This is a genomic window from Streptomyces sp. NPDC007901 (genome assembly GCF_042959465.1).
Lineage (GTDB): Bacteria > Actinomycetota > Actinomycetes > Streptomycetales > Streptomycetaceae > Streptomyces.
On the sequence record NZ_JBIBKW010000008.1, the window covers coordinates 434,522 to 456,721 of the forward strand.

24 protein-coding genes, 2 pseudogenes and 1 riboswitch are annotated in these 22,200 nt (G+C 70.7%); of the genes and pseudogenes, 14 read left to right on the forward strand and 12 right to left on the reverse strand.

Features of this window, described 5'->3' with window-relative positions:
* Window positions 1-68: 68 nt before the first annotated feature.
* A pseudogene (locus tag ACFZDK_RS27450) lies at window positions 69-686 on the reverse strand (sigma-70 family RNA polymerase sigma factor); the annotation flags it as partial.
* A gap of 177 nt (window positions 687-863) precedes the next feature.
* On the opposite strand from ACFZDK_RS27450, the gene ACFZDK_RS27455 reads away from it, so the two are divergent.
* The 7 genes from ACFZDK_RS27455 (at window position 864) to ACFZDK_RS27485 (ending at window position 6,902) form a co-directional block, all read left to right on the forward strand.
* Window positions 864-1,304, forward strand: coding sequence for a GntR family transcriptional regulator (locus ACFZDK_RS27455; protein WP_390976433.1), 441 nt, complete (start codon window positions 864-866; stop codon window positions 1,302-1,304).
* Window positions 1,291-2,208, forward strand: coding sequence for an ATP-binding cassette domain-containing protein (locus tag ACFZDK_RS27460; protein ID WP_390976435.1), 918 nt, complete (start codon window positions 1,291-1,293; stop codon window positions 2,206-2,208). The genes ACFZDK_RS27455 and ACFZDK_RS27460 overlap by 14 nt, the downstream gene beginning before the upstream one ends.
* Window positions 2,205-3,161 (forward strand): transporter, encoded by a 957-nt coding sequence (locus ACFZDK_RS27465; protein WP_390976437.1) that lies wholly within the window; start codon window positions 2,205-2,207, stop codon window positions 3,159-3,161. Before ACFZDK_RS27460 ends, ACFZDK_RS27465 begins: the two co-directional genes overlap by 4 nt.
* 84 nt (window positions 3,162-3,245) lie before the next feature.
* Window positions 3,246-3,959 (forward strand): methyltransferase, encoded by a 714-nt coding sequence (locus tag ACFZDK_RS27470; RefSeq protein WP_390976439.1) that lies wholly within the window; start codon window positions 3,246-3,248, stop codon window positions 3,957-3,959.
* A 13-nt stretch (window positions 3,960-3,972) separates the two neighbouring features.
* Entirely contained in the window at window positions 3,973-5,124 is a 1,152-nt protein-coding gene (locus ACFZDK_RS27475) for an acyltransferase family protein (protein ID WP_390976441.1), read from the forward strand.
* Between the two features lie 31 nt (window positions 5,125-5,155).
* Entirely contained in the window at window positions 5,156-5,935 is a 780-nt protein-coding gene (locus ACFZDK_RS27480) for a polysaccharide deacetylase family protein (protein ID WP_390976443.1), read from the forward strand.
* Window positions 5,936-6,176: 241 nt separating this feature from the next.
* Window positions 6,177-6,902 (forward strand): 1-acyl-sn-glycerol-3-phosphate acyltransferase, encoded by a 726-nt coding sequence (locus ACFZDK_RS27485; protein ID WP_390976445.1) that lies wholly within the window; start codon window positions 6,177-6,179, stop codon window positions 6,900-6,902.
* A 71-nt stretch (window positions 6,903-6,973) separates the two neighbouring features.
* Here ACFZDK_RS27485 and ACFZDK_RS27490 read toward each other — a convergent pair whose 3' ends face one another.
* The 8 genes from ACFZDK_RS27490 to ACFZDK_RS27525 form a co-directional block, all read right to left on the reverse strand.
* Window positions 6,974-8,578: an alpha/beta fold hydrolase gene (locus ACFZDK_RS27490; RefSeq protein ID WP_390976447.1), complete on the reverse strand. Its 1,605-nt coding sequence runs from the start codon at window positions 8,576-8,578 to the stop codon at window positions 6,974-6,976.
* 130 nt (window positions 8,579-8,708) lie between these two features.
* Window positions 8,709-9,470: an urease accessory protein UreD gene (locus ACFZDK_RS27495; RefSeq protein WP_390976521.1), complete on the reverse strand. Its 762-nt coding sequence runs from the start codon at window positions 9,468-9,470 to the stop codon at window positions 8,709-8,711.
* Window positions 9,467-10,147 (reverse strand): urease accessory protein UreG, encoded by a 681-nt coding sequence (ureG, locus tag ACFZDK_RS27500; RefSeq protein WP_355720368.1) that lies wholly within the window; start codon window positions 10,145-10,147, stop codon window positions 9,467-9,469. Before ureG ends, ACFZDK_RS27495 begins: the two co-directional genes overlap by 4 nt.
* Window positions 10,148-10,213: 66 nt before the next feature.
* Window positions 10,214-10,888, reverse strand: coding sequence for an urease accessory UreF family protein (locus ACFZDK_RS27505; RefSeq protein WP_390976449.1), 675 nt, complete (start codon window positions 10,886-10,888; stop codon window positions 10,214-10,216).
* A gap of 16 nt (window positions 10,889-10,904) precedes the next feature.
* Complete coding sequence (locus ACFZDK_RS27510; protein ID WP_390976451.1) at window positions 10,905-12,626, reverse strand: urease subunit alpha; 1,722 nt, start codon at window positions 12,624-12,626, stop codon at window positions 10,905-10,907.
* Window positions 12,619-12,930 carry an urease subunit beta gene (locus tag ACFZDK_RS27515; protein ID WP_390976453.1) on the reverse strand — a complete coding sequence of 104 codons (312 nt, stop codon included), beginning with the start codon at window positions 12,928-12,930 and terminating at the stop codon, window positions 12,619-12,621. Before ACFZDK_RS27515 ends, ACFZDK_RS27510 begins: the two co-directional genes overlap by 8 nt.
* 11 nt (window positions 12,931-12,941) lie before the next feature.
* Complete coding sequence (locus ACFZDK_RS27520) at window positions 12,942-13,244, reverse strand: urease subunit gamma (protein ID WP_037782101.1); 303 nt, start codon at window positions 13,242-13,244, stop codon at window positions 12,942-12,944.
* A 464-nt stretch (window positions 13,245-13,708) separates the two neighbouring features.
* A complete protein-coding gene (locus ACFZDK_RS27525) occupies window positions 13,709-13,987 on the reverse strand; it encodes a type II toxin-antitoxin system Phd/YefM family antitoxin (RefSeq protein ID WP_355720380.1) in 279 nt (92 codons plus the stop codon).
* A 140-nt stretch (window positions 13,988-14,127) separates the two neighbouring features.
* Between ACFZDK_RS27525 and ACFZDK_RS27530 the strand changes: the two genes are divergently transcribed.
* The 3 genes from ACFZDK_RS27530 (at window position 14,128) to ACFZDK_RS27540 (ending at window position 16,100) form a co-directional block, all read left to right on the forward strand.
* The gene (locus ACFZDK_RS27530) at window positions 14,128-14,763 is read left to right on the forward strand and encodes an ATP-dependent Clp protease proteolytic subunit (RefSeq protein ID WP_390976455.1); all 636 of its coding nucleotides are present in this window, start codon (window positions 14,128-14,130) and stop codon (window positions 14,761-14,763) included.
* A 7-nt stretch (window positions 14,764-14,770) separates the two neighbouring features.
* Window positions 14,771-15,079: a hypothetical protein gene (locus tag ACFZDK_RS27535; protein ID WP_355720386.1), complete on the forward strand. Its 309-nt coding sequence runs from the start codon at window positions 14,771-14,773 to the stop codon at window positions 15,077-15,079.
* Between the two features lie 361 nt (window positions 15,080-15,440).
* A riboswitch (cyclic di-AMP (ydaO/yuaA leader) is annotated at window positions 15,441-15,623 on the forward strand.
* Window positions 15,624-15,626: 3 nt separating this feature from the next.
* Window positions 15,627-16,100, forward strand: a complete 474-nt coding sequence (locus tag ACFZDK_RS27540) for an NlpC/P60 family protein (protein ID WP_390976457.1) — start codon at window positions 15,627-15,629, stop codon at window positions 16,098-16,100.
* Window positions 16,101-16,133: 33 nt separating this feature from the next.
* Here ACFZDK_RS27540 and ACFZDK_RS27545 read toward each other — a convergent pair whose 3' ends face one another.
* Window positions 16,134-16,592: an ATP-binding protein gene (locus ACFZDK_RS27545; RefSeq protein WP_390976458.1), complete on the reverse strand. Its 459-nt coding sequence runs from the start codon at window positions 16,590-16,592 to the stop codon at window positions 16,134-16,136.
* Between the two features lie 212 nt (window positions 16,593-16,804).
* Here ACFZDK_RS27545 and ACFZDK_RS27550 point away from each other — a divergent pair, with 212 nt between their 5' ends.
* Window positions 16,805-17,665, forward strand: coding sequence for a Scr1 family TA system antitoxin-like transcriptional regulator (locus tag ACFZDK_RS27550; protein WP_390976460.1), 861 nt, complete (start codon window positions 16,805-16,807; stop codon window positions 17,663-17,665).
* Window positions 17,666-17,674: 9 nt separating this feature from the next.
* Window positions 17,675-17,902, forward strand: a complete 228-nt coding sequence (locus ACFZDK_RS27555) for a DUF397 domain-containing protein (RefSeq protein ID WP_390976461.1) — start codon at window positions 17,675-17,677, stop codon at window positions 17,900-17,902.
* A gap of 109 nt (window positions 17,903-18,011) precedes the next feature.
* Here the strand turns inward: ACFZDK_RS27555 and ACFZDK_RS27560 are convergent, their stop codons facing one another.
* Both ACFZDK_RS27560 and ACFZDK_RS27565 read right to left on the reverse strand, forming a co-directional pair.
* On the reverse strand, window positions 18,012-19,139 hold the full coding sequence (locus ACFZDK_RS27560; RefSeq protein ID WP_390976462.1) for an aminotransferase class I/II-fold pyridoxal phosphate-dependent enzyme: 1,128 nt from the start codon (window positions 19,137-19,139) through the stop codon (window positions 18,012-18,014).
* Between the two features lie 189 nt (window positions 19,140-19,328).
* Window positions 19,329-19,847, reverse strand: a pseudogene (locus ACFZDK_RS27565) (serine hydrolase domain-containing protein); the annotation flags it as partial.
* A gap of 207 nt (window positions 19,848-20,054) precedes the next feature.
* On the opposite strand from ACFZDK_RS27565, the gene ACFZDK_RS27570 reads away from it, so the two are divergent.
* A complete protein-coding gene (locus ACFZDK_RS27570) occupies window positions 20,055-20,723 on the forward strand; it encodes a response regulator (protein ID WP_390976464.1) in 669 nt (222 codons plus the stop codon).
* On the forward strand, window positions 20,720-21,832 hold the full coding sequence (locus ACFZDK_RS27575; RefSeq protein ID WP_390976466.1) for a histidine kinase: 1,113 nt from the start codon (window positions 20,720-20,722) through the stop codon (window positions 21,830-21,832). Before ACFZDK_RS27570 ends, ACFZDK_RS27575 begins: the two co-directional genes overlap by 4 nt.
* Window positions 21,833-22,200 lie beyond the last annotated feature (368 nt).

Here is a 22,200-nt window from a genome sequence, read left to right on the forward strand (position 1 = left end):
CATCACGAGCCTTCCCGCGTGGACGTGGGCTCAACGCCCGACCGTGCGCTTCGGCAATACAGACGGGTAGGGCGCGCTCGGGCGACGGAGTCAGCCACATCCCCCGTTCGGGCCGCCGAGACGAAGGCGTTCAGAAGACGCCGGTGCTCCGCTGCCGCCACGCTCTCCCGCTGCCCGTCCGCCAGCTGCCTGCGCGCACGGCTGACGATCTTCCGTACGTTGACGACGCTGAGCCCCAGCATCTCGGCGATCTCGGGGTAGGCGTAGTCGAACGCCTCACGCAGCACGTACGCGGCCCGCTCGACAGGGCTCAGCTTCTCCGGCACCAGCAACAGGGCCGGCTCCAGGGCCTCTGCCCGCTGCGCGCCCACTTCCGGATCCGAACCCGTGTCGACGGGCTCGGGCAGCCACGGCCCGATGCGGGTCTCCCGGCGCACCCGCGCAGACTGCGCCACGTTGATGGCCAACCGGGTCGTCGCGCTCGACAGGAAGGCCACCCGGCTCACCACCACCGAACGGTCCGTCTTCTGCCAGCGCAGCCACACCTCCTGGACCACGTCCTCAGCCTCGGCCTCGGCCACGCTGCCCAGCACGCGGTAGGCGATCCCGGACAGACGCGCCCGGTGCTGCACGAAGACAGAAACTGCAATCCGGACCAGAGATCCGCATCGACCCCGCTTCGCCAACCAGACCGGACCGGGCCGCGCCGGCACCGAGGCGCATCGCACGATCTGGTGATTCGGCCACCCGTAACCTCTCGGCGTCCCCCTCGACCAACCCGGGATGTTTGACATGACCGACGGACATCCATCATGCTTCCATTAATTCATTAACACAAGCATGGTGGAACCGAGGAAGACGATGTGATCGACTACCGGATCGACCGTGGCAGCGGTGTACCGGCCTACGTGCAGATCGTGGAGCAGACCGAACGCGCGCTCCGGATGGGCATCCTGCGAGTGGGAGACAAGCTGCCCACGGCCAGGGAGGTGGTGGCGGCGACCGCCATCAACCCGAACACCGTGCTGCGGGCCTACCGCGACATGGAGCAGGCCGGTCTGGTCGAACTGCGTCGCGGCCTCGGGACCTTCGTGACGCGGTCACTCACCCGGCCTGCCGCGGAGGACGACTCCCCGCTGCGCGGGGAACTCACCGACTGGGTGGCCCGCGCGCGGGCCGCGGGGCTGGAGCGGGCCGATGTGCTCGCCCTGGTCACGGCCGCCCTGGACGCCTACGACGACGCGTACGACAGCAGCACCCGGGTGACCGGGAACGACAGAAGGAGGACGCATGACGGGGCCTGACGCCTCGGCCGCGCTCTGCGCCACGGGACTGGGATTCCGGTACCGCAGGCGGGGCGGCGAAGCCCTGCGGGACTGCGAGTTCACCGTGCCCGGCGGTCGTGTCACCGCCCTCGTCGGACGCAACGGCGCCGGCAAGAGCACCCTGCTGCACCTGGCCGGCGGCCTGCTGCGACCCGGCTCAGGGGAGATACGGGCGCTGGGCGCCGTACCCGGCACGCCCGAGGCCCGGGCCCGGGTCGCGCTGCTCACCCAGGACAAGCCGCTCTACCCGCGTTTCACGGTGGCGGACACGCTGCTGATGGGCGAGAAGCTGAACTCCTCGTGGGACCGGACGACCGCCGAGCGGATCGTCCGCGAGGGCGGCATCCCGCCCCACGCCCGCGTCGGCGAGCTCTCCCCCGGGCGGCGCACGCGCGTCGCGCTCGCCCTGGCCCTGGGCAAGCGGCCCGACCTCCTGCTTCTCGACGAGCCCCTGGCCGATCTCGATCCCGTGGCACGCGGCGACATCATGGCGGAGCTGATGGCCGAGGCCGCCGAGCGCGCCCTGAGCATCGTGCTGTCCTCGCACGTCCTGCCGGAACTGGAGGAGACCTGCGACTGGGTGCTGGTACTGCGCGACGGCCGGGTCGAACTGAGCGAGGACGCCGAGGAACTGCGCGCGAGCCATGCCGTACTGACCGGGCCCGCCGGCCAGGCCGACACCCTGACCGCACAGCACACCGTCGTGCGAAGCCGTACAGGCGGCAGACAACTGACCGCTCTGATACGGCAGCGCGGACCGCTGCGCGGCGACTGGCACGTCGAAAGGCCGGCGCTGGAGGACGTCCTGATCGGCTACCTGCGGGCCGACGAGCCGGAGCACACCGGTGGCGTCGCGGGCGAGCGGACGGAGGCGGCCGCGTGAAGGGCTCCCTCTGGCTCGCCTGGCGCCAGCAGCGCGTGTCGGTCGGTATCGGCGCGGCCGCGCTGGTCGTCGCCGCGGCGATCGCCGCGTACTTCCGCTCGGGCATGCTCGACGCCCTGCACAGCGGGCTGTTCGACCACTGCGGTACCGGACCGCTGTACTGCACACGGTCCGGTACCGGACTGCCCCTGCTGCTGGACGTCGAGCCGCTGAAGTACCTCGGGGCGCTGAACATCGCCCTGCCGGTCGTCATCGGGGTCTTCTGGGGCGCCCCGCTGCTCGGCCGCGACCGGGAACTGGGCACGCACCGCATGGTCCTCGCCCAGGGCGTGAGCAGCCGTCAGTGGTTCGCCTCCCGGTTCGCCCTGGCCGCGGCGGCCACGACCGCCCTCTCCGGCCTGCTCGCGGGTGTGTTCGCCTGGTGGTGGCGACCGGCCGCCGACCGGAGCTACGGCCTGTTCTGGTACGACGACACCGCCCTGAGCGGCTCGGGCCCCCGCGTCGTCGCGGCCGCCCTGTTCGGCCTGGCGGCCGGCACCCTGCTGGGCCTGCTGACCCGCCGGGTCCTGGCCGCGATGGGCCTGACCCTGCTGATGACCGGCGTGCTGACGCTCCTGCTGGAGTGGACGCATCGGACCCGGCTGCTGGTCCCGCCGCACACCTACGTCAGCGCCGGCATCACCCCCAAGGCGCCCATGGGCGAAAAGTGGTCGACCGGCACCTACGGCCTGATCACCGCGTCCGGCCGCCACGACGACGTGCTGAACTGCCCCTTTCCGTCCGGCCCCCAGCTCAGGGAGTGCATGACGGCCCACGGGTACGTCGCCCGCTTCTACGAGGCCAACCCGGCCGGTGACTACTGGGCCTTCCAGTGGACCGACACCGCCGTGCTCGGTGGCCTCGCCGCGCTGTTCACGGTCCTCACGATGCTGTTGCTGCGCCGCCGCGTCTGACCGCGGCGGCCGTATCCAGCCACTTCCTCTCCCCTTCACTTCACTTCACTTCCCTTCCCTTCCCTGCACGGAGGTCGCTTCGCCATGCCCGCCGACGCCACGTCACCGAAGAAACTGCGCGAGAACCGCGCCGCCCTCACCCACAGGACCGGCTACGCCCTGCGCCACCCCGGCCGCGTCGTCCCCTACCTGCGCCGGGCCGGCCGGGATGCGTGGCTGCGCCTCAAGCACCCCGACCACATCGGCTACTACCGCGCCGTGATGGCCTCGGACACCCGCCGCAGCCCGGAGGCCGCGGTCGGCAGCCGGACCCACGACCGCTGGCCGGCGCTCGGGCGGATGCAGTTCGACTACCTCGTCGAACACGGGATGCGCGGCGGCCGGCGGTTCATCAGCCGCCTGGACGCGGGCAACTACTACGGCATCGACATCTCGCCCGACATCCTGATGGCCGCCAAGAAGACGCTGGTCGAGCGCCGTGTCCAGGACGAGCTGCCGCACCTGACCATCACCGGCGACCTCACCCTGGGCTTCCTGCCCGACGACCACTTCGACGTGGTCCACGCGCACAGCGTCTTCTCCCACTCACCGCTGGAGGTCATCGAGCAGTGCCTGGCACACGTCGGCCGGGTGCTGACCGACACCGGGTTCTTCGACTTCACCTTCGACCGAACCGAGACCCTCCTGGCCCTGGTACAACGGCACGGTCTGCACGCCCGGTTCATGGCGGACTGGGAGAAGCGCCCGCACGGCCAGTCGAGGATACGGGTCAGCCGCTCCCCGCTGCCGGCCGCCTGAGACGGCCCGCGACATGCCGTCCGACAGACCGTCCCCCGAACCGCCGACCGGGCCGGGCCGCCTGGCCGCGTTGGACGGGCTCCGCCTGGTGGCGGCGGTGATGGTGGCCGCGTACCACTTCCTCGGAACCCCCACCCCCCATTTCTGGGGGCCCACCGAACTCCGCGATCTCGCGCCGTTCCTGCACGGGATCAGCCGCTACGGCTGGCTCGGCGTCGAGTTCTTCTTCGCCATCAGCGGTTTCGTCATCTGCATGAGCTGCTGGGGCCGGACTCCCGCGCAGTTCGCCGTCTCCCGTGTCGCGCGGCTCTTCCCGGCCTACTGGTGCGCCGTTCTCCTCGTCGTCGCGCTGGTCCTCGTCTCACGGCTGGGTCACTGGTCGGCCGCCACCCGCATCGACCCCCGTACCGTCCTCGGCAACCTGACGATGGCTCCGGGACCCCTGGGCCTCGACCTGGTCGACGGCGTCAGCTGGACGCTCTGGGTGGAGGCCCGTTTCTACCTGCTGATGGCCGTGCTGCTCGTCTTCGGGCTGTCGTACCGGCGGGTGGTGACCTTCTGCGGAGCCTGGCTCCTGGCCGGTGTCGTCACCCTCGAACTCCACTCGCCCCTGCTCGAGGAGTTCGTGCTGCCCCGGTACACCGGCCTGTTCGTCGCCGGAATCGTCCTCCATCTGATGCACAGGTTCGGTCAGAGCCTCCTGCTGTGGCTGCTGCTGGGATTCGCCTGGTCCTACCAACTCACCGTGCTCGAACTCCGGGTGGCCGACCACGCCGCCGTGCCCCCCGGCGAGAGCCGGCCCTCCTGGGCCGTGTGCGCGGTCCTGCTGACGGTCTGTCTCGGGCTGCTGGCGCTGGCCGGTGTCGAAGGAACCCTGGCGCGGCTGCGATGGCGTTGGCTGGTCACCGCGGGCGGACTCACCTACCCCTTCTACCTCGTCCACCAGAGCATCGGCATTCCTTTGGCAAAAGGCTTGATCCGAGCCTTTCCGAAGCTGGGGCCGCTGCCTTCGATGGTGGTGTCGGTCGCCTGCGCGCTGGCGCTGTCCCTGCTCATCCACACAACGGTGGAGCGCCGGCTCGGACGCCTGCTCAGGCATCGCCTGACGCTCGACATACGGGCGCGGGACCTGGCCGCGAAGCCGGTTCCCGCCCGCACCCGATAACCCCGTGACTCGCTCCGGAGAATGGTCCCGCATGCCCTTCAACAGGCGCACCAGACGCTCACGCATACTCATCGCCACCGTCACGGCGGTGGCCGCCGCCCTGGCCGTCGCGCTCACTCTGGCCCTGACGGTCACGACCTACGATCACACCTCGCCGCGCGCTGCTCGCGACAAGGCAAAGGGAAGAGTCGCCGGAAGCGTCGACTGCCGCAAGGCGAAGTGCGTGGCCCTCAGCTTCGACGGCGGCCCCAGTCCGACGACCCCCGCACTGCTGGACATCCTCAAGCAGGACGGTCTGCACGCCACGTTCTTCGTGCAGGGCCGAGGCCACGTCGCGAAGTACCCCGGCATCCTGCGCCGCATTGCGGCCGAGGGACACGAAATCGGCAACCACACCTGGACCCACCCCAGGCTGACAGACCTCGACGAGGCCGCCGCCCGCCAGGAACTGAGCAGGACTCAGGAAGCCATCGAGCGGATCACCGGCGAACGGCCCGTCCTGATGCGTCCCCCGGAGGGCCGCACCAACCGCAAAGTGGCCAAGGTCTGCAAGGAGTTGGGACTGGCCCAGGTGTTGTGGAGCGTCACGGCCAAGGACTACGAGACGACCGACTCGGCCCTGATCACCAAGAGGGTGCTCGACCAGACCCACCGCGACGGCATCATCCTGCTGCACGACCTGCACAAGGGGACCGTGCCCGCCGTCCCGGGCATCATCAAGGCACTCGAACAGCGCGGCTACACCCTCGTGACCGTGTCGCAACTGCTCGCCCCCGCCAAGCCACAGCCGGGCATGGTCTACCGGCCCTGAGAAAGCACTGTGAACGCCGCCCCGCGTGCCGACCCGCGGGGCGGGCGACGGAACAGCGTCCGGCATGGTGAAATCCCGAGACGATGTTCGATCCGCAGGCAACTCGGCGAAGCTTCAGTATGAGACCGACCGAACATGGCCGCAGATGACGACAAGTGCACATCACCCGGGCAGGCTGGAGCGGATCCCACCTGGGGGAAATGCCAGTTCCGGCGGGAACGGGCAAAGTGAGGAGAGAGCCGTGTTCTACTACCTGCTCAAGTACGTGTTGCTGGGGCCGCTGTTGCGCGTGGTGTTCCGGCCCCGGATCGAGGGCCTCGAACACGTGCCGGCGTCGGGGCCGGCGATCGTCGCCGGGAACCACCTCTCCTTCTCCGACCACTTCCTGATGCCGGCCGTCCTGAAGCGGCGCATCACCTTTCTCGCCAAGGCCGAGTACTTCACGGGCCCCGGTGTACGGGGACGGCTGACCGCGTTCTTCTTCCGCAGCGCCGGGCAGATCCCGGTCGACCGCTCCGGCAAGGAGGCGGGCCAGGCCGCGATCCGGGAGGGGCTCGGAGTGCTGAGCAAGGGCGAGCTGCTCGGGATCTATCCGGAGGGCACCCGCTCGCACGACGGCCGCCTCTACAAGGGCAAGGTCGGAGTGGCCGTGATGGCGCTGCGGGCCGGTGTCCCGGTGATCCCCTGCGCGATGATCGGCACCTTCGAGGCGCAGCCGCCCGGCGCGGTGATCCCGCGGATCCACCCCGTGGTGATCCGCTTCGGCAAGCCCCTCGAGTTCTCCCGCTACGCCGGGATGGAGAGCGAGAAGGCGATCCTGCGCGCGATCACCGACGAGATCATGTACGCCATCCTGAGCCTCTCCGAGCAGGAGTACGTCGACGAGTACGCGGCGGTCGCCAAGGCCGGGCAGGCGGCGACGAAGGGCGAGAAGGAGCGCAAGTTCCCTCGGGCGCCGCTGAGTTGAGGTCGTTCGCGGGTACGAGTGAGGGGCGGCGGGAGTGGATCCCGCCGCCCCTCGTCGTCGTACCGGAAGGGTTACGGCTGCGGGGTGGCGTGCGGCGTGCAGGTGACGTCCGCGCCGTCCAGCTTGCCGGTGAGCAGGTAGGTGTCGACGCGGTCGTTGATGCACGGGTTGACCAGGCCGGTCACACCGTGCGAGCCGGCGCCCTGCTCGGTGATGAGGCGGGAGCCCTTGAAGCGCTTGTGCAGTTCGACGGCGCCCGGGTACGGGGTGGCCGCGTCACGCGTGGACTGCACGATCAGCACCGGCGGCAGGCCCTTGTGGGTGGTGACGTCCACCGGGGTCCGCTGCTTGACCGGCCAGGTGGCGCAGGGCAGGTTCATCCATGCGTTGGCCCAGGTCATGAACGGGTACTGCTTGTTGAGCTCGGTGTTGTCGCGGTCCCACTTCTTCCAGCTGGTGGGCCACTTGGCGTCGGTGCACTCCACGGCGGTGTAGACGGCGTTGCCGTTCTCCGACGTGATGTTGCCGGCGGTGTCGGTGAGGTCCGGGGCGGCCGCGTCGACCAGCGCCTGGGTGTCACCGCCGACGTACTTGCTGAACACGGTCGCGACCGGGACCCAGGACGAGTCGTAGTACGGCGCGCTCTGGAAGAAGGAGATCAGCTCGGCCGGTCCGACGACCCCGCCGATCGGGTTCGCCTTGGCGGTGGCGCGCAGCTGGAGCCACTCGGCCTGTACGGCGTCCCGCGTGGTGCCCAGGTGGAAGGCGGAGTCGTGCGCGGCGACCCAGTCCTCCCAGTCCTTCCAGCGGCCCTCGAAGGCGATGTCCTGCTCCAGGTTGGCCTGGTACCAGATGTTCTCGCGCGAGGGGTTGACCACGCTGTCGACGATCATCCGGCGCACATGCCCCGGGAACAGCGTCCCGTACACCGCGCCGAGGTAGGTGCCGTAGGAGACGCCCAGGTAGTTGAGCTTCTTCTCACCGAGGGCGGCCCGGATGACGTCCAGGTCGCGGGCGGTGTTCGGGGTGGTCATCTGCTGGAGCATCGCCCGGCCGGTGCGCGCGGCGCAGCCGTCCGCGTACTGCTTGGCGAGCCCCCGCTGCGCGGTCTTGTCGGCCTCGGTGTCGGGCACCGGGTCGGCCTTGGGCGCCTTCACGAACTCCTGCGGGTCGATGCAGGAGATGGGCGCGGAGTGGCCGACACCGCGCGGGTCGAAGCCCACGAAGTCGTACGCCTTCGCGGTGTTGACCCACAGCGGGTTCTTTGTGGTGACCCGGCGCGGGAAGCGCATCCCGGAGCCGCCCGGTCCGCCGGGGTTGTAGACGAGCGCGCCCTGGCGCTCCGCCTTCGTCCCCGTGTTGCCTATTCGGTCGACGGCCAGCTTGATCTGCTTGCCGTACGGCTTCGTGTAGTCGAGCGGCACGCTCACCCAGCCGCACTGGATGGGCTTCTCCAGGCCCCAGTCGGACGGGCAGTCCGCCCAGGCGATCCCGGCCTTGGCGGCCTGCGCGGCGGCGACCGCGGCCCCCCACTGCGCGCGGTCCTGGCCGCCCTTGCGTGCCTCGGCACCGGCCGCGGGCGCCGCCAGCGCGCCGGTGAGCAGGCTGGCGGTGACGAGCGCTCCCGCCGAACCGAGCGCCAGCACACGGCTCTTCGATCTGAAGTTGTCCCTCAAGAGGGCCCCTCCCCGTACATGGTGACTAACGGTCAGGGGGGATCCTTCCGGCTGTGAACCTCCTGAGGACAGGGTGTGACCGCCGTCTTTACCAATCCGATAACCGGATGGCCGCGTCCCGCTGAGCGGATCAGCCGCCGAGCCGGCCCCATGCCTCGTCCAGCACCCGCCGCAGCCGCAGCGCATCACCGGCCACCGCACTCACCAGTACCGCGGGTCCGACGAGCGGAGTGAGCGCGGCGCACTCCCCCAGCATCCGCGCCGCCTCCGGTTCCGCGGCGAACTCCGGTCGTACGACGACGAGTTGCCCCACCGCCCGATGCCCCGCCAGCACGGCGGGCCCGTCCCAGCCGCCGGGCGCACCGGGCCCACAGGCCAGCTCCTGGTCCAGCACGGCCCGTCCGGCGACGCGCACGGTGAGCCGGCTGGTGAGCCGCCCCGGCTCCTCCCCCACCCGCCCGAGCACCTGCTCCTCACGCAGCACGAGCCGCCCGCCGGCACCGACGTCGACACGGGTCGTGACATGCAGATCGCTGCCCTTGGCCGCGATCAACTGCTCGGGCAGCCAGCGCAGTTCACCGCCGTCGGCGACGTCGAGCCGGACGTCGTAGCGCGCCTCGCCCTTCGCCTGCCCCGGCAGCGAGATGGTGGCCGCGGCGGACCCGACGCTCAGCCGTGCCCCGCGCTCCACCGTCGCCTCGACGGCGAACCGGTCCCCGCCGAGCGGCCCGCTCATCGCGCCGACGACCATCACCCGGGCCTCGGACCCGCTGCCGCGCGTGCGCCGCAGGGCGAGCGGCCCCTCGCCCTCCAGCACCGGGAGCGAGGTACCGCCCCGCCCGTCCGCCCGGGCAACGATCCGCGCGGTCGCCCGCACCCCGGTGGCGGTCACGCCGTCCACGCGGCGAGCCGCTCCCGCACCCAGCGGGCCACGTCCCCGACCCCGGCCTCACTGCGCAACGACTGGAAGACGACGGGCAGTTCGGCCCGCTGTGCCTTGGCGTCGGCGGCCATCCGCGCCAGATCCGAGCCCACATGGGGAGCGAGGTCCGTCTTGTTGACGACGAGCAGATCGGCCGTCGTGACCCCCGGCCCGCCCTTGCGCGGGATGTCGTCCCCGCCCGCCACGTCGATCACGAAGATCTGCGCGTCCACGAGCCCCTTGGAGAAGGTGGCGGTGAGGTTGTCCCCGCCCGACTCGACGAGGATCAGATCCAGCGGCCCGACCTCGTCCTCCAGATCCTCCACGGCTTCGAGGTTGGCCGAGATGTCGTCCCGGATCGCGGTGTGCGGGCAGGCCCCCGTCTCCACCGCGGTGATCCGCTCGGGGGGCAGCACGGCCTCCCGGAGCAGGAACTCGGCGTCCTCACGCGTGTAGATGTCATTGGTGACGACCGCGAGCGACAACTGCTCCCGCAGCGCCCGGCACAGCGCGGCGACGGTGGCCGTCTTCCCGGACCCCACGGGCCCGCCGAGCCCGATACGGAGAGCCCGCCGGGACCCGTCGGGCCGATGGGCGTCGGCACTCACGGCGACGGGGCCGTGCTGGTGTGCGTGGTCGAGATGCATATGCGGCTCCTTGTTCGAATGGCGTTGCTTCTGGTCCGGGGCGGCAGCCCCCGGGTGCGGGGAGAACTACGACGCGAACAACCGCACCGCCCACCCCGCGTGCCACTCCGCCCCGATCTCCAGCAGCGGCGCCGAAGCCGCCGGCAGCGCGTCGACCCCGCCCCCGGCCACCCTCCGCGCCGCCTCCACGGCCCGGTCGACCACCCGGTCCACCTCCGGCGCCAGCCGGGCCAGCGCCCCGGTCGCCTCGAACGGGTCCAGACTCAGCAACCGCACCACCGCCGTGGCCGGCCCGCTCACGCTCTCGTACGCCGCGCAGTAGGCCGCGTCCTCGGCCGAGAGCCCCGCCGCCCGGGCGACCACGCCAAGGACCACCGGTTGATGCGCGCCCTTGGGGAACTCCCGTGCCACGGCGTCGAGTTCGGGAGAGGGCCAGGTCGCCCGCGCGGCCCGCAGCAGCTGCCGCCCGAGCCGGCGAGCGGCGCCCCGGAGCGCCGGGGACGGCGTCCGCGCGTCGGCCGCCGCGTCCAACTCCCGTACGTCCGCTCCGAGTACGGCGGCCGCGGCGAGCGCGGCCGCCACCAGTCCCGCCGTGTGCAACCGCCCTCGGCAGAACTCCTCCAGACTCGCCGCCCCGGTGATCCGCCCGGCCTTGACGGCCGCCTCCGCACCGCCGGAGTGCGCATGCCCTCCGGCGGGAAAGCGGCCGTCAGCGAGGACCAGCAACGCTGCCCGAGTCATCACGTACTCCCAGCCCTCAGAACAGGAAGTAGCGCTGGGCCATGGGCAGTTCGGCGGCCGGAGTCGCCTCGACCAGCTCCCCGTCGATGTGCACGGCGAAACTGTCGGGATCGACCCGCACCGTCGGACGCGCGTCGTTCTCCCGCATGTCCGCCTTGGTCACCGCACGCGTCGACTCGATGGCGACGAACCGCTTGCCGAGCTGCAGTCGCTCCGGCAGCCCGTCCTCGATCGCCAGCGGGGCGACGAAGTTGAAGGAGTTGGCGGCCGGCGCCCGTCCGATCGCCCCGTACATGGGACGCGGCAGGATCGGCTGGGGCGTCGGGATCGAGGCGTTGGCGTCGCCCATCTGCGCGTAGGCGATCTGCCCTCCCTTGAGGACGAGGTGCGGCTTGACCCCGAAGAACGCGGGCTCCCAGAGCACCAGGTCGGCGAGCTTCCCGGTCTCCACCGAGCCGATCTCCCGAGCCAGCCCCTGCGCGAGGGCCGGGTTGATCGTGTACTTGGCGACGTACCGCCGTACCCGGTGGTTGTCGGCGCGCCCGTCCCCCGGCAGCGCTCCCCGCCGCCGCTTCATCACGTGCGCGGTCTGCCAGGTCCGCAGGATGACCTCGCCGACGCGTCCCATGGCCTGTGCGTCGGAGGAGATGATCGAGATCGCGCCCAGGTCGTGCAGTATGTCCTCGGCCCCGATGGTCGACGGCCGGATCCGGGACTCGGCGAAGGCCAGGTCCTCCGGCACCGCCGGGTTGAGGTGGTGGCACACCATCAGCATGTCGAGGTGTTCCTCGGCGGTGTTCACCGTGTACGGCCGGGTCGGGTTCGTCGAGCTGGGCAGCACATGCGGCTCGGAGACGACGGTCATGATGTCCGGCGCGTGCCCGCCGCCCGCGCCCTCGGTGTGGTAGGCGTGGATTCCGCGCCCCCCGATGGCGGCCAGGGTGTCCCCCACGAAACCCGCCTCGTTCAGCGTGTCCGTGTGGATCGCGACCTGCACGCCCGTGCGGTCGGCGACGGTCAGGGCGGCGTCGATGACCGCGGGCGTCGAGCCCCAGTCCTCGTGCAGTTTCAGCCCGAGTGCCCCGCCCCGGATCTGGGAGAGCATCGCCTCGTGCGAGACGGTGTTTCCCTTGCCGAGGAAGCCGATGTTGAGGGGGTACTGTTCCATCGCCTCCAGCATCCGGGCGAGGTGCCAGGGGCCCGGGGTGACGGTGGTCGCCTTGGACCCCTCGGCCGGGCCCGTGCCACCGCCCACCAGGGTGGTGACCCCCGCCGACAGCGCCTCGTCGGCGATCTGCGGGCAGATGAAGTGGACGTGCGCGTCGACGCCGCCGGCGGTGAGGATCCGTCCGTTGCCGGCGATGACCTCGGTCTCGGGGCCGATCACCAGGTCCGGGTGGACCCCGTCCATGGTGTCGGGGTTGCCCGCCTTGCCGATGCCGGTGATCCGGCCGTCGCGGATGCCGACGTCCGCCTTGACGATGCCCCAGTGGTCGATGATCACCGCGCCGGTGACGATCGTGTCGGGGGTGCCGTCTGCGCGCGTAGCACGCGACTGGCCCATGGATTCACGGATGACCTTGCCGCCGCCGAAGACGGCCTCGTCCCCGGCGAGCCCGGGCCCGCCGGAACGGTCCTCCTCGATCTCGACGATCAGGTCCGTGTCGGCGAGCCGGATCCGGTCACCGGTGGTCGGTCCGAACAGGTCCGCGTACGCGGCGCGGGAGATCTCAGGCATCGAGGGCACCTCCGGTCTCCCCGCGCAGTCCGGGCACCACACGGGCGCCGGTGAGCGGGACGAGTTCGACGTCGACGGGGATGCCGGGCTCGAAACGGACGGCGGTGCCGGCGGCGATGTTCAGCCGCTTGCCGCGGGCCGCGTCCCGGTCGAACTCGAGGCCGGGGTTGGCCTCGGCGAAGTGGTAATGGGAGCCGACCTGGACGGGCCGGTCGGCCGCGTTGAGGACGGTCGTGCGGGTGACCTCGCGGCCCTCGTTGTACACGATGGGCCCGTCGGCGAAGAGGATCTCTCCGGGGATCATCGGCGGCCTCCTCAGACGATCGGGTCGTGGACGGTGACGAGCTTGGTGCCGTCCGGGAAGGTCGCCTCGACCTGGACGTCGTGGATCATCTCGGGGATGCCCTCCATCACGTCGTCCCTGGTGAGCAGCTTGCGGCCGGAGGCCATCAGCTCGGCGACGGTACGGCCGTCCCGCGCGCCTTCGAGGATGTGCGACGTGATGAGGGCGACCGCCTCGGGGTGGTTGAGCCGGAGCCCACGGGCCCGGCGCTTCTCGGCCACGTCGGCCGCCACATGGATCAGCAGCCTCTCTTGCTCGTGCGGGGTCAGTTGCACGTCCCACCTCACAGTCCTCGCTCCGGACCGTGCGGGGCCCGGTTGCCGCAGCCACCCGTCCGGACACAAAACCGCTGGTGGCGTGGATGGGCAGGCTAGTTCGCCGGAGTTTCAACGACGTTAACCGGGCCGTGGTCGCGAGGAGCCGCCGCCGGAACGGCGCTCACCGCACCGCGCGGACCACCAGTTCCGCCGGCTGCCGGCCCGCCGCCTCGTCCAGGCTGGAGCTCGCGTTCGGTCCGGGCGCGGTGAGCCCCGGCCCGCCGGCCGACATCGGGCCCGCGGATGCCGGAGCCGCGTTCGGCGAGAAGCTCTTTCCTCTGTCTGTTCACCGTCCGGCGCGCACGGGTGACCGGCGCGACAGAGCGGACGGTTTCACCGCCGGCGGGCGCGCTCGCGCCCGTCCGGGTGAACGCGGTGACGCCGGGGCCCTCTCCGGAGGGGGTCCGATGCCATAGCGGCGGTCAGGAGCCCGCGGCCCCCCGGTGCTCGGCCGCGATGCCGAAGCGGCCGCGCTCGGGGCGGACGGAGGCGGTCTCGCGGACCGTGGAGACCGAGCTGACCACGTGCTCCTCGGAGGATTCGGGGAGCTCTTCGAGGCGCTCGAGGTCGGCGGCGGAGACAAGGGCGACCAGCGGCTTGCCGTGGCGGGTCACGACGACGCGCTCGCCGCCGTACACCACCCGGTTGATCAGTTCGGCGAGCTCAGCCCTGGCTTGCGTCACCGGAATCTCGTAGGCCATGAACCCAGCTTACGGGGCACCTCGGACAACACCTCTTGTTCGGCGACAGCGGAATCCCTCTCCAGGTCTACGTACGTCCTGTACATTTTTTACAGAGAGTCCGGCCGCCGAGACACCTCGGCCGCGAGGAGGGGTATGCCATGACCCGACCGTCCGCCCGCTATGTCCTGCCCGAGTTCACCGAACGCACCAGCTCCGGGCAGCGCACCCTGGATCCGTACTCGAAGCTGCTGGAGGAGCGGATCGTCTTCCTGGGCACGCCGGTGGACGAGACCTCCGCGAACGACGTGATGGCGCAGCTGATGTATCTGGAACACGCGGCTCCGGAGCGGGACATCTCGCTGTACATCAACTCCCCGGGCGGGTCGTTCAGCGCGATGGCGGCGATCTACGACACGGTCCAGTACGTCACCTGCGACGTGGAGACGATCTGCCTGGGGCAGGCCGGGGCGTCCGCCGCCGTGCTGCTCGCGGCCGGCACCCCGGGCAAGCGGTCCGTGCTGCCGGGCGCCCGCGTCGTGCTCCAGCAGCCGTCGCTGCCCGAACCGGTACAGGGCCAGCCGAGTGATCTGGTCATCCGGGCGGCGGAGTTGGAGCGGGTCCGGACGCTGCTCGAGGCGATGCTGGTCCGGCACACCGGGCGCACCCCCGAGCAGGTCCACCGGGACCTGGAGCGGGACTTGGTGCTGGACGCGCGGGAGGCGCTGGCGTACGGGCTGGTGGACCGGGTCGTACCCAGCCGCCGGACCTCGCTCGGCCTGCCGGACGCGGGGTGATCCGGCGATGCTGCCACCGGAGCTTCCGCCGCTGCCCGCGCTGACGCGCGCCGAGGGCGAGTTGATCGACCGTTACCTGGACGTGGTCGACCTGCTGGGCCGTATCAATCCGGCGCAGAACGAGGACACGTACCGCGGGCTGCGCGCCGCGCAGGCGCTGGTGCGCGCCGCTTCCGAGCTGCGTGACGCGCTGGCCCTGATGCACGGGCGGGGCGAGACGGAGCTTCACGGGGACACGCTGGCACGGGCGTTGCGGGTGCTCGACGGCGAGCGCCGGACCGCTCGTGTCGTACTCCCGCCCGACTGCGTACGGTGACCGCCGCAGAAATCGGTCGGGGCGCGTCGACGCCCTGTCCGCGCCGGAGTTGAAACGGCCCAACGGGGTTACCCCCGTTCGGCGGAGCGTGGCGTGGTTTTACCTGACCGACAGGGCCGCTCGGCATGCCGGTCCGAGGGTGCCCGCCGAGTGCTTCCGTGCAGGTCCGGGGCTACGCAGGGCAGTTGACGAAGAATCGAACACAGTACTGTCCACCCGAACGGGTGGGTGGTGAGTAACCCCACAAATCCCCGATTCCATTGGGATTTTCGGACACGCGTGAGTGAAGATCCCTGTCTGACGACAAGCCCCCGCCACAGCGGCGGGGCGGTCCGGGCGGACGCCGAGTCCTGCCGCCGCCCGGATTGACCCGTCGACAGAAGTGCATCGGCAGGAGTGGAGGACCCAAGCACGACGGGTCGCCGGGACGGTCACGCCATGACCGGGCCGAGCAGCCCTTGGGGTGAAGCCGCGTCAGCGGCCGGGCAACTTCGCCAGCCCGAATCCGACAGGTCATCCTTCACAGGCGGCTGACGAAGGGTTGCGCATGACTGCGCTCAATCGTGTTCCGTCGCTCATGGCCCGGGCCGGTACGGCCTCGGCGCTGACGATCGCCGCCGTGGGCGGCTCGATCGTGATCCCGGGTGTCGCCTCCGAGGCCTCGGCCGCCACGATGGGGACGAAGGCACTCCAGGTCGCCGCGTCGAAGAAGGGCGCGCCCTACCGGTGGGGTGCCACCGGACCGAACCGGTTCGACTGCTCCGGGCTGACGCTGTACTCGTTCAAGAAGGCGGGCAAGAAGCTGCCCCGTACGGCGGCCCAGCAGTACAACAAGACCCGTCACATCTCGGCTGGCAACCGCAAGGCCGGGGACCTGGTCTTCTTCCACTCGGGTTCCAGCGTCTACCACGTCGGCATCTACGCCGGGAAGGGAAAGATCTGGCACGCCCCGAAGACCGGGGACGTGGTCAGGCTCCAGAAGATCTGGACGAAGAGCGTCTGGTACGGCCGGGTCAGCTGACCCGCTCACCGGTCGGCCGGCAGGGGCTCGGGGCTACGGTTCCTGCTGGCCGGCGGCGGTGACGGTGCCGGCCGGGACGGTCCAGGGGAGTTCGATGGAGACGGTCTTGCCGCCTTCCCGGGTGGGGCGTACGCGGAGCTTGCCACCGCACTCGGCGGTCAGCCAGCGGATGATGACCATGCCGCGGCCGTTGTCCTGCTGGACCGCGGCGGGAAGTCTCTTGGGGAAACGCGGATGACTGTCCGTGACGCCGATGCGCAGGTGCTCGTCACGGTCGAGGACCATGTCCACCGTGAAGGTGGGCGACTGTCCGAAGGTGTGCTGTACGGCGTTGGTGGCGAGTTCGGAGACGATGAGGCGGATGGTGTCCGCGGTCTCCGTCTCCGGTGGCAGTCCCCACTCCGCGAGGATGTCCAGCACGTAGGAGCGGGCCGTGGAGACCGAGGCGGGATCGCTCGGCAGAGTGACGGATGCTTCCAGGTGGTCTGCCATGGCGAGGTCGTCCCTTTCCTCGGGACCGGAGTCCGACACTGCGCGGAAGGTTCGAGTACGGTCCCGGACTGGTGCTTCTTCGTCAGACTGCCATTACCGGGCCGGTCACGGGGAGCGATCCACCAAGATATGCATATATCTGTCGCTCGAAGCGGTGAACTCTGCGACCTCAGACCGTATTTGGGCGGCTCGGAAGGAGTAAGGAGTAGCCCATGCAGAACGGTCCCGCGGTACGCCGCCGGAAACTGGGCACCGAACTGCGCATGCTGCGCACCGGTGTGGGTCTCACGAGCGGTGAGGCCGCCCGTCTGGTGGGCTGGCATCAGTCGAAGGTGAGCCGGATCGAGACCGGCGCCAGCGGTGTGAAACCGGCCGATGTGCGGTTACTCCTCGACGCCTACGGGGTCGTCGAAGGACAACTGCGGGAGTTGCTGCTGGTGTTGGCGGGGTCTGAGGACACGGCCGGGCGGCACCACTGGTGGCACGCCTATCGGGGGGTGCTGCCGCCCGCCTACCGGGATTTCATCAGCCTGGAATCGCAGGCCGGGGCGATGCGCACGTTGGAGACCCTGGTCGTCCCGGGGCTGCTGCAGACCCCCGAGTACGCGCGTGCCGTGACCCGGGTGGCCGCCGACGGGCTCGACGACGAGGCCCTGGACGCCCTGGTGGAGGTGCGTCTGGCCAGGCAGGACGTGCTGCGCAACGATCCGCCGCTGGAGCTCAGCGCGGTGCTCGACGAGGCGGTGCTGCGCCGGGAGGTCGGCGGCCCGGGGGTGATGACACGGCAGCTGGCGCGGCTGGTGGAGGCGGCCCGGCTGCCCCAGGTACGGCTCCAGGTGCTGCCGTTCGCGGCCGGGGCGCATATCGGCATCACCGGGCCTTTCGTAATCTTCTCATTTCCGAGCACTTCTGATCTGGATGTGGTTGTTCTCGACCAGTTGACGAGTAGCCTCTACCTGGAGCGGAAAGAAGACCTCCAGGCCTACGCGGAGGCCTTCAACACCCTTCAGATCCACGCCCTTTCGCCCGAGGACTCGTTGGATTACATCGCCGGGATACAGGACGGCGCGTAAGGAGGCACCATGACTGCACTGCCTCGGAACGTACCTTCAAGTGCTGATCTGCACGGATTGCGGTGGCTGCGCAGCAGCTACAGCACCGGTGCGAACAACTGCGTGGAGACGGCACGGCCGCACTCCGGCCCACCGGCCGGACTGCTCGCCGTACGCGACTCCAAGAACCCGGCCGGACCCGTGCTGCTCTTCTCCCCCGAGAGCTGGGCGGGTTTCGTGGCTGCGGTCAGCGACTGATCAGCGCTCCCCGCTGATCAGGCTGCGAACAAAACTGATCAGTACGCAACTGAATCCGTAATCGACTCCGTATCCGCATGCGCGCGCAGCCCGGCCGTGTCACGCCGACTCATGGTCGTGTTTCGCCGATCACACGTACAGCGCGTTCGATCTCGGCCCCGGAGAGGTCCGCGCGGGCGGTCAGCCGCAGCCGTGAGATGCCGTCCGGCACGGAAGGCGGACGGAAGCAGCCCACGGCCAGGCCTGCCGTACGGCAGTCGGCCGCCCATCGCACGGCCCCCTCCGGGGACGGTGCCCGCACGGAGACCACCGCGGCGTCCGGCCGTACCGCTTCCAGGCCCGCGGCGGTCAGCCGTGCGTGCAGGTCGGCGGCCACCTCGCGGGCCCGGGCCGCCCGCCCGGGCTCGCGTCGCAGCAGCCGCAGGGCCGCGAGGGCCGCCCCCGCCGCGGCGGGGGCCAGGCCGGTGTCGAAGATGAAGGTGCGGGCCGCGTTGACCAGGTGGTCGATCACCCGGGCCGGGCCGAACACGACCCCGCCCTGGCTGCCCAGCGACTTGGAGAGGGTCGCCGTGACGACCACGTCCTCGGCGCCGGAGAGCCCCGCCGCGTACGCGGCTCCCCGCCCGCCGTCCCCGAGGACCCCGAGCCCGTGTGCGTCGTCGACGAGCAGCCCGGCGCCGCGCTCCCGGCACGCCGCGGCCAGCCCGGCCAGCGGCGCCGCGTCCCCGTCCACCGAGAACACCGTGTCGGAGACGACCACCGCGGGTCCCTCGTGGGTGCCGAGCGCCTTGCGCACGGCGTCCGGGTCGCTGTGTCCGACGACCTGGGTGGTGCCCCGGGCCAGCCGGCAGCCGTCGATCAGGGAGGCGTGGTTGAGCGCGTCGGAGACAATCAGCGAGCCGTGCGGGCCGAGCGTGGTGACGGCGGCCAGGTTGGCGGCGTAGCCGGAGGAGAAGACCAGGGCCGCCTCGAACCCGCTGAACTCGGCCAGCTCGCGCTCCAACTCGGTGTGGAGCTCCGTGGTGCCGGTCACCAGCCGGGAGCCGGTGGAGCCGCCGCCCCAGGTCCGGGCCGCCTCGGCGGCGCCCGCGGCGATCTCCGGGTGGTGGGCGAGACCCAGGTAGTCGTTGCTCGCCAGGTCCAGCAGCGGTGAGTCGGCGGGGCGGGGGCGCAGGGTCCGTACGAGTCCGGCGCGGCGGCGCAGTTCCGCCTGTCCGTCGATCCAGCCGAACGCCATGACCCCTCCGGTGATTTTGTAGGCAGTGGACAGACCCTAGCGGGACGACCGGTCACCCACCGTGTGGCAATACCCACACCCAGAATTATCAGGCACAGGATCAACACAGGTCAGAGGCTGTATCACACCCTAGACCGAAGATCGTTTCTCACGGTCTGTCGAGGAATGGTCAAGACCTGTGGATCAAGTCAGGCGCTGGCCGGAGAGCTCTTCGGCGAGATAGCCGAGGATGAGGGCGGCGCGGCCGGTGTACTCCACGGCCTCCCCGGGCGGACGGCGCACGGCTTCGCGGAGGACGCCGTCACGGATGTCCCGGGGGTCGGTGCCGTACAGGTTCATGAGGTTGGTCCGGAGCGGGACGCCTGCGGTATGGGTGAGCAGGTGGCGTGTGTTCACCCGGCCCAGAGGGTGGCCGCTCACCTCGGACCAGAAGTCACCCAGTTGCTCGTCGAGGTACAGCCTGCCGTCCTCGACGAGGGAACCGATGGACGACCACACCGCGAGGATCTCCGTGAGGCCGGCGACGTCGAAGACGGTGTCGTGCCGCATCGGTTCGCCGGGCCGGTCGGGGTCCAGGACGCCCGGGGTGCCGATGGCCATGTTTCCGGAGCGGTCGCCGACGGCCCAGACGGCGCCGGGGTAGACCTTGTCGCGGACGCCTTCGCCGATGAGTTGGCGGATGCTGTCGATGTCGAGGTCGAGGGCCATGGTCTCCCGATCTGTCCTGGGCTGTGTGGTCTCCCGCGCTGTTCGACGAGGTGGCACGCCTGCCGCCGTGGCAGTGAGCGGGTGGCGGGCGTCCCCGCCGACCGGCTGAGGGCACGCCGCCAACCGGCGGGTCTCCGTGCCGGTCGCCGGGACGACGGCTCCAGCCGGGGTACGCATCGATCGGGGCATGCGACGAGCGGAGCGCACGTGATCCGGGTACTGGTGGTCGATGACGAAGCCTTGATCCGTACGGGTTTCACGCACATTCTCGAATCGGCGAGCGACATCGAGGTCGTCGCGGCGGTATCCGGTGGCCAGGCCGTGCGCACGGTGCGGGAGTTGCGGCCGGACGTCGTCCTGCTCGACATCCGGATGCCGGACGTGGACGGGCTGACGATTCTCGCCGAGCTCCGCCGCATGCCGGAGGCTCCGGTGGTCGCCATGCTCACCACGTTCGACACCGACGAATACGTGGCGACCGCGCTGCGTTCGGGTGCCGCCGGATTCCTGCTCAAGGACACCGACCCCGAGCAGCTTCCCCACCTGGTGCGCACCCTGGCCGAGGGAGGGACCGTACTGTCGTCCAAGGTCACTCGTCTGGTGGTGGGCGGCTACCTCGACAACAGCGTGCGTGAGCCCGCCGCCGTCCGTCTCACCGCTCGGCTCAGCGAGCGCGAGCGTGCCGTGCTCGTCCTCATGGCCGAAGGACTCGCCAACAACGAGATCGGCGAACGGCTGCACCTGAGCACCGGCACCATCAAGGGCCATGTCACCAACGTGCTCGGCAAACTGCGGGTGAGCAGCCGCGTCCAGGCGGCTCTGATCGCCGAGCGCGCGGGCCTGCTCACTCCCGCCGAGGACGAGGGCGCCCGGTGAGTCCCCGACGGCCGCCGACCGTGGTCCTCGACATCGGCCTCGTCGGGATCGCGCTGACGGACGGATGGGCTCATGTCGATGTCGAGGACCGGCCGACCGCCGCCTGCGCGTTGCTCGGCGCCCTTGCCCTGATGCTGCGTCACCGACTGCCCCTGACGACCTTCGCCCTCACGCTCCCCACCGCCCTGGTCACCGACGCGGTGGTCGCCCCCATGGCCGCGCTGTACACGCTCTCCTCCCTCAACCGCCACCGTCTCCTGCTGGCCGGCTGCGCGCTGACCTACGCGATCATCGACTTCCTGCCCTGGCCGTGGTCGTCCCTGGACGCCACCGAGCTGTCCCAGACGAACAACCTGTTCCACCTCAGCTACACCCTGGCCACCGCTGCCGCTCCCGTCTTCCTGGGCCAGCTCGTCCAGGCCCGACGCGAACTGTCACTGCGGCTCGCCGACATCTCCGAGGCCCGCGAGCAGGAACGGCTGCTGACGGCCCAGAGCGTTCTGGCGAAGGAACGCGCTCAGCTTGCCCGGGAGATGCACGACGTGGTCTCCCACCAGGTCAGTCTCATCGCCGTACAGGCCGGAGCGCTCCAGGTGGGCGGCCGGGACGCCGAGACGAGACAGGCCGCGGCCACGATCCGCCGCCTGAGCGTGCAGACCCTGGAAGAACTGCGACACATGGTCGGCGTTCTGCGGGCCTCCGGCAGCAGGCCCACGGAGCTCACCCCGCAGCCTTCGCTCGCCGACCTGGAGCACCTGGTCGAGGCCAGCGGCATCGAAGCGAAGCTGGAGACCGACCTGCCCGCGGAGATTCCGCCCACGGTCCAGCGTGCCGTCTACCGCACCATCCAGGAAGCACTGACCAACGTCCGCAAACACGCCCCCGGCGCCGCCGTGACCGTCCGCATCAGGCACCGGGACGGTGCCCTGTGCGCCACCGTCACCAACACCGCCCCCACCCGACGTGCGTTCGCCCTGCCCAGCGCCCACCACGGCCTGGTCGGCCTGGCCCAGCGAGCGGAACTCCTCGGCGGCACCGTCACGTCCGGCCCCACGGCCCAAGGAGGCTACGAGCTCCGCCTCGAACTGCCCCTTGAGCGGAACCGGTGAACGCCGCTGCCGACACGACCGCCCGCCGGCCCGTCAGCCGCACACCGCGGGTCCACCCCTGCCCAGTGCCTGCCCAGTGCCTGCCCGGTCCCTGCCCGGTCCCTGTGCGTTTCCCGCTCCCCCCGAGCTCCTGCCGGTGCTCTCACCCGCACTCCGCCTGCCGCCGGACCACGGTCCGGTTCGGTACCTCGTCGGGCGGCGGGCAACGGATGACCGATGCCGGGTTCGACCGGGCTGTGGGGGCACGCCGGCCGGTCGGCCGGGTGGTTTCGGACACCTGGCGGATGGTGCGGCCGGGGGGCTTGCACCGAAGGTGGAGCACGTGAGGCACGACGTGGCGTCGGCCCGGCCGACCGAGCGACCTCCGC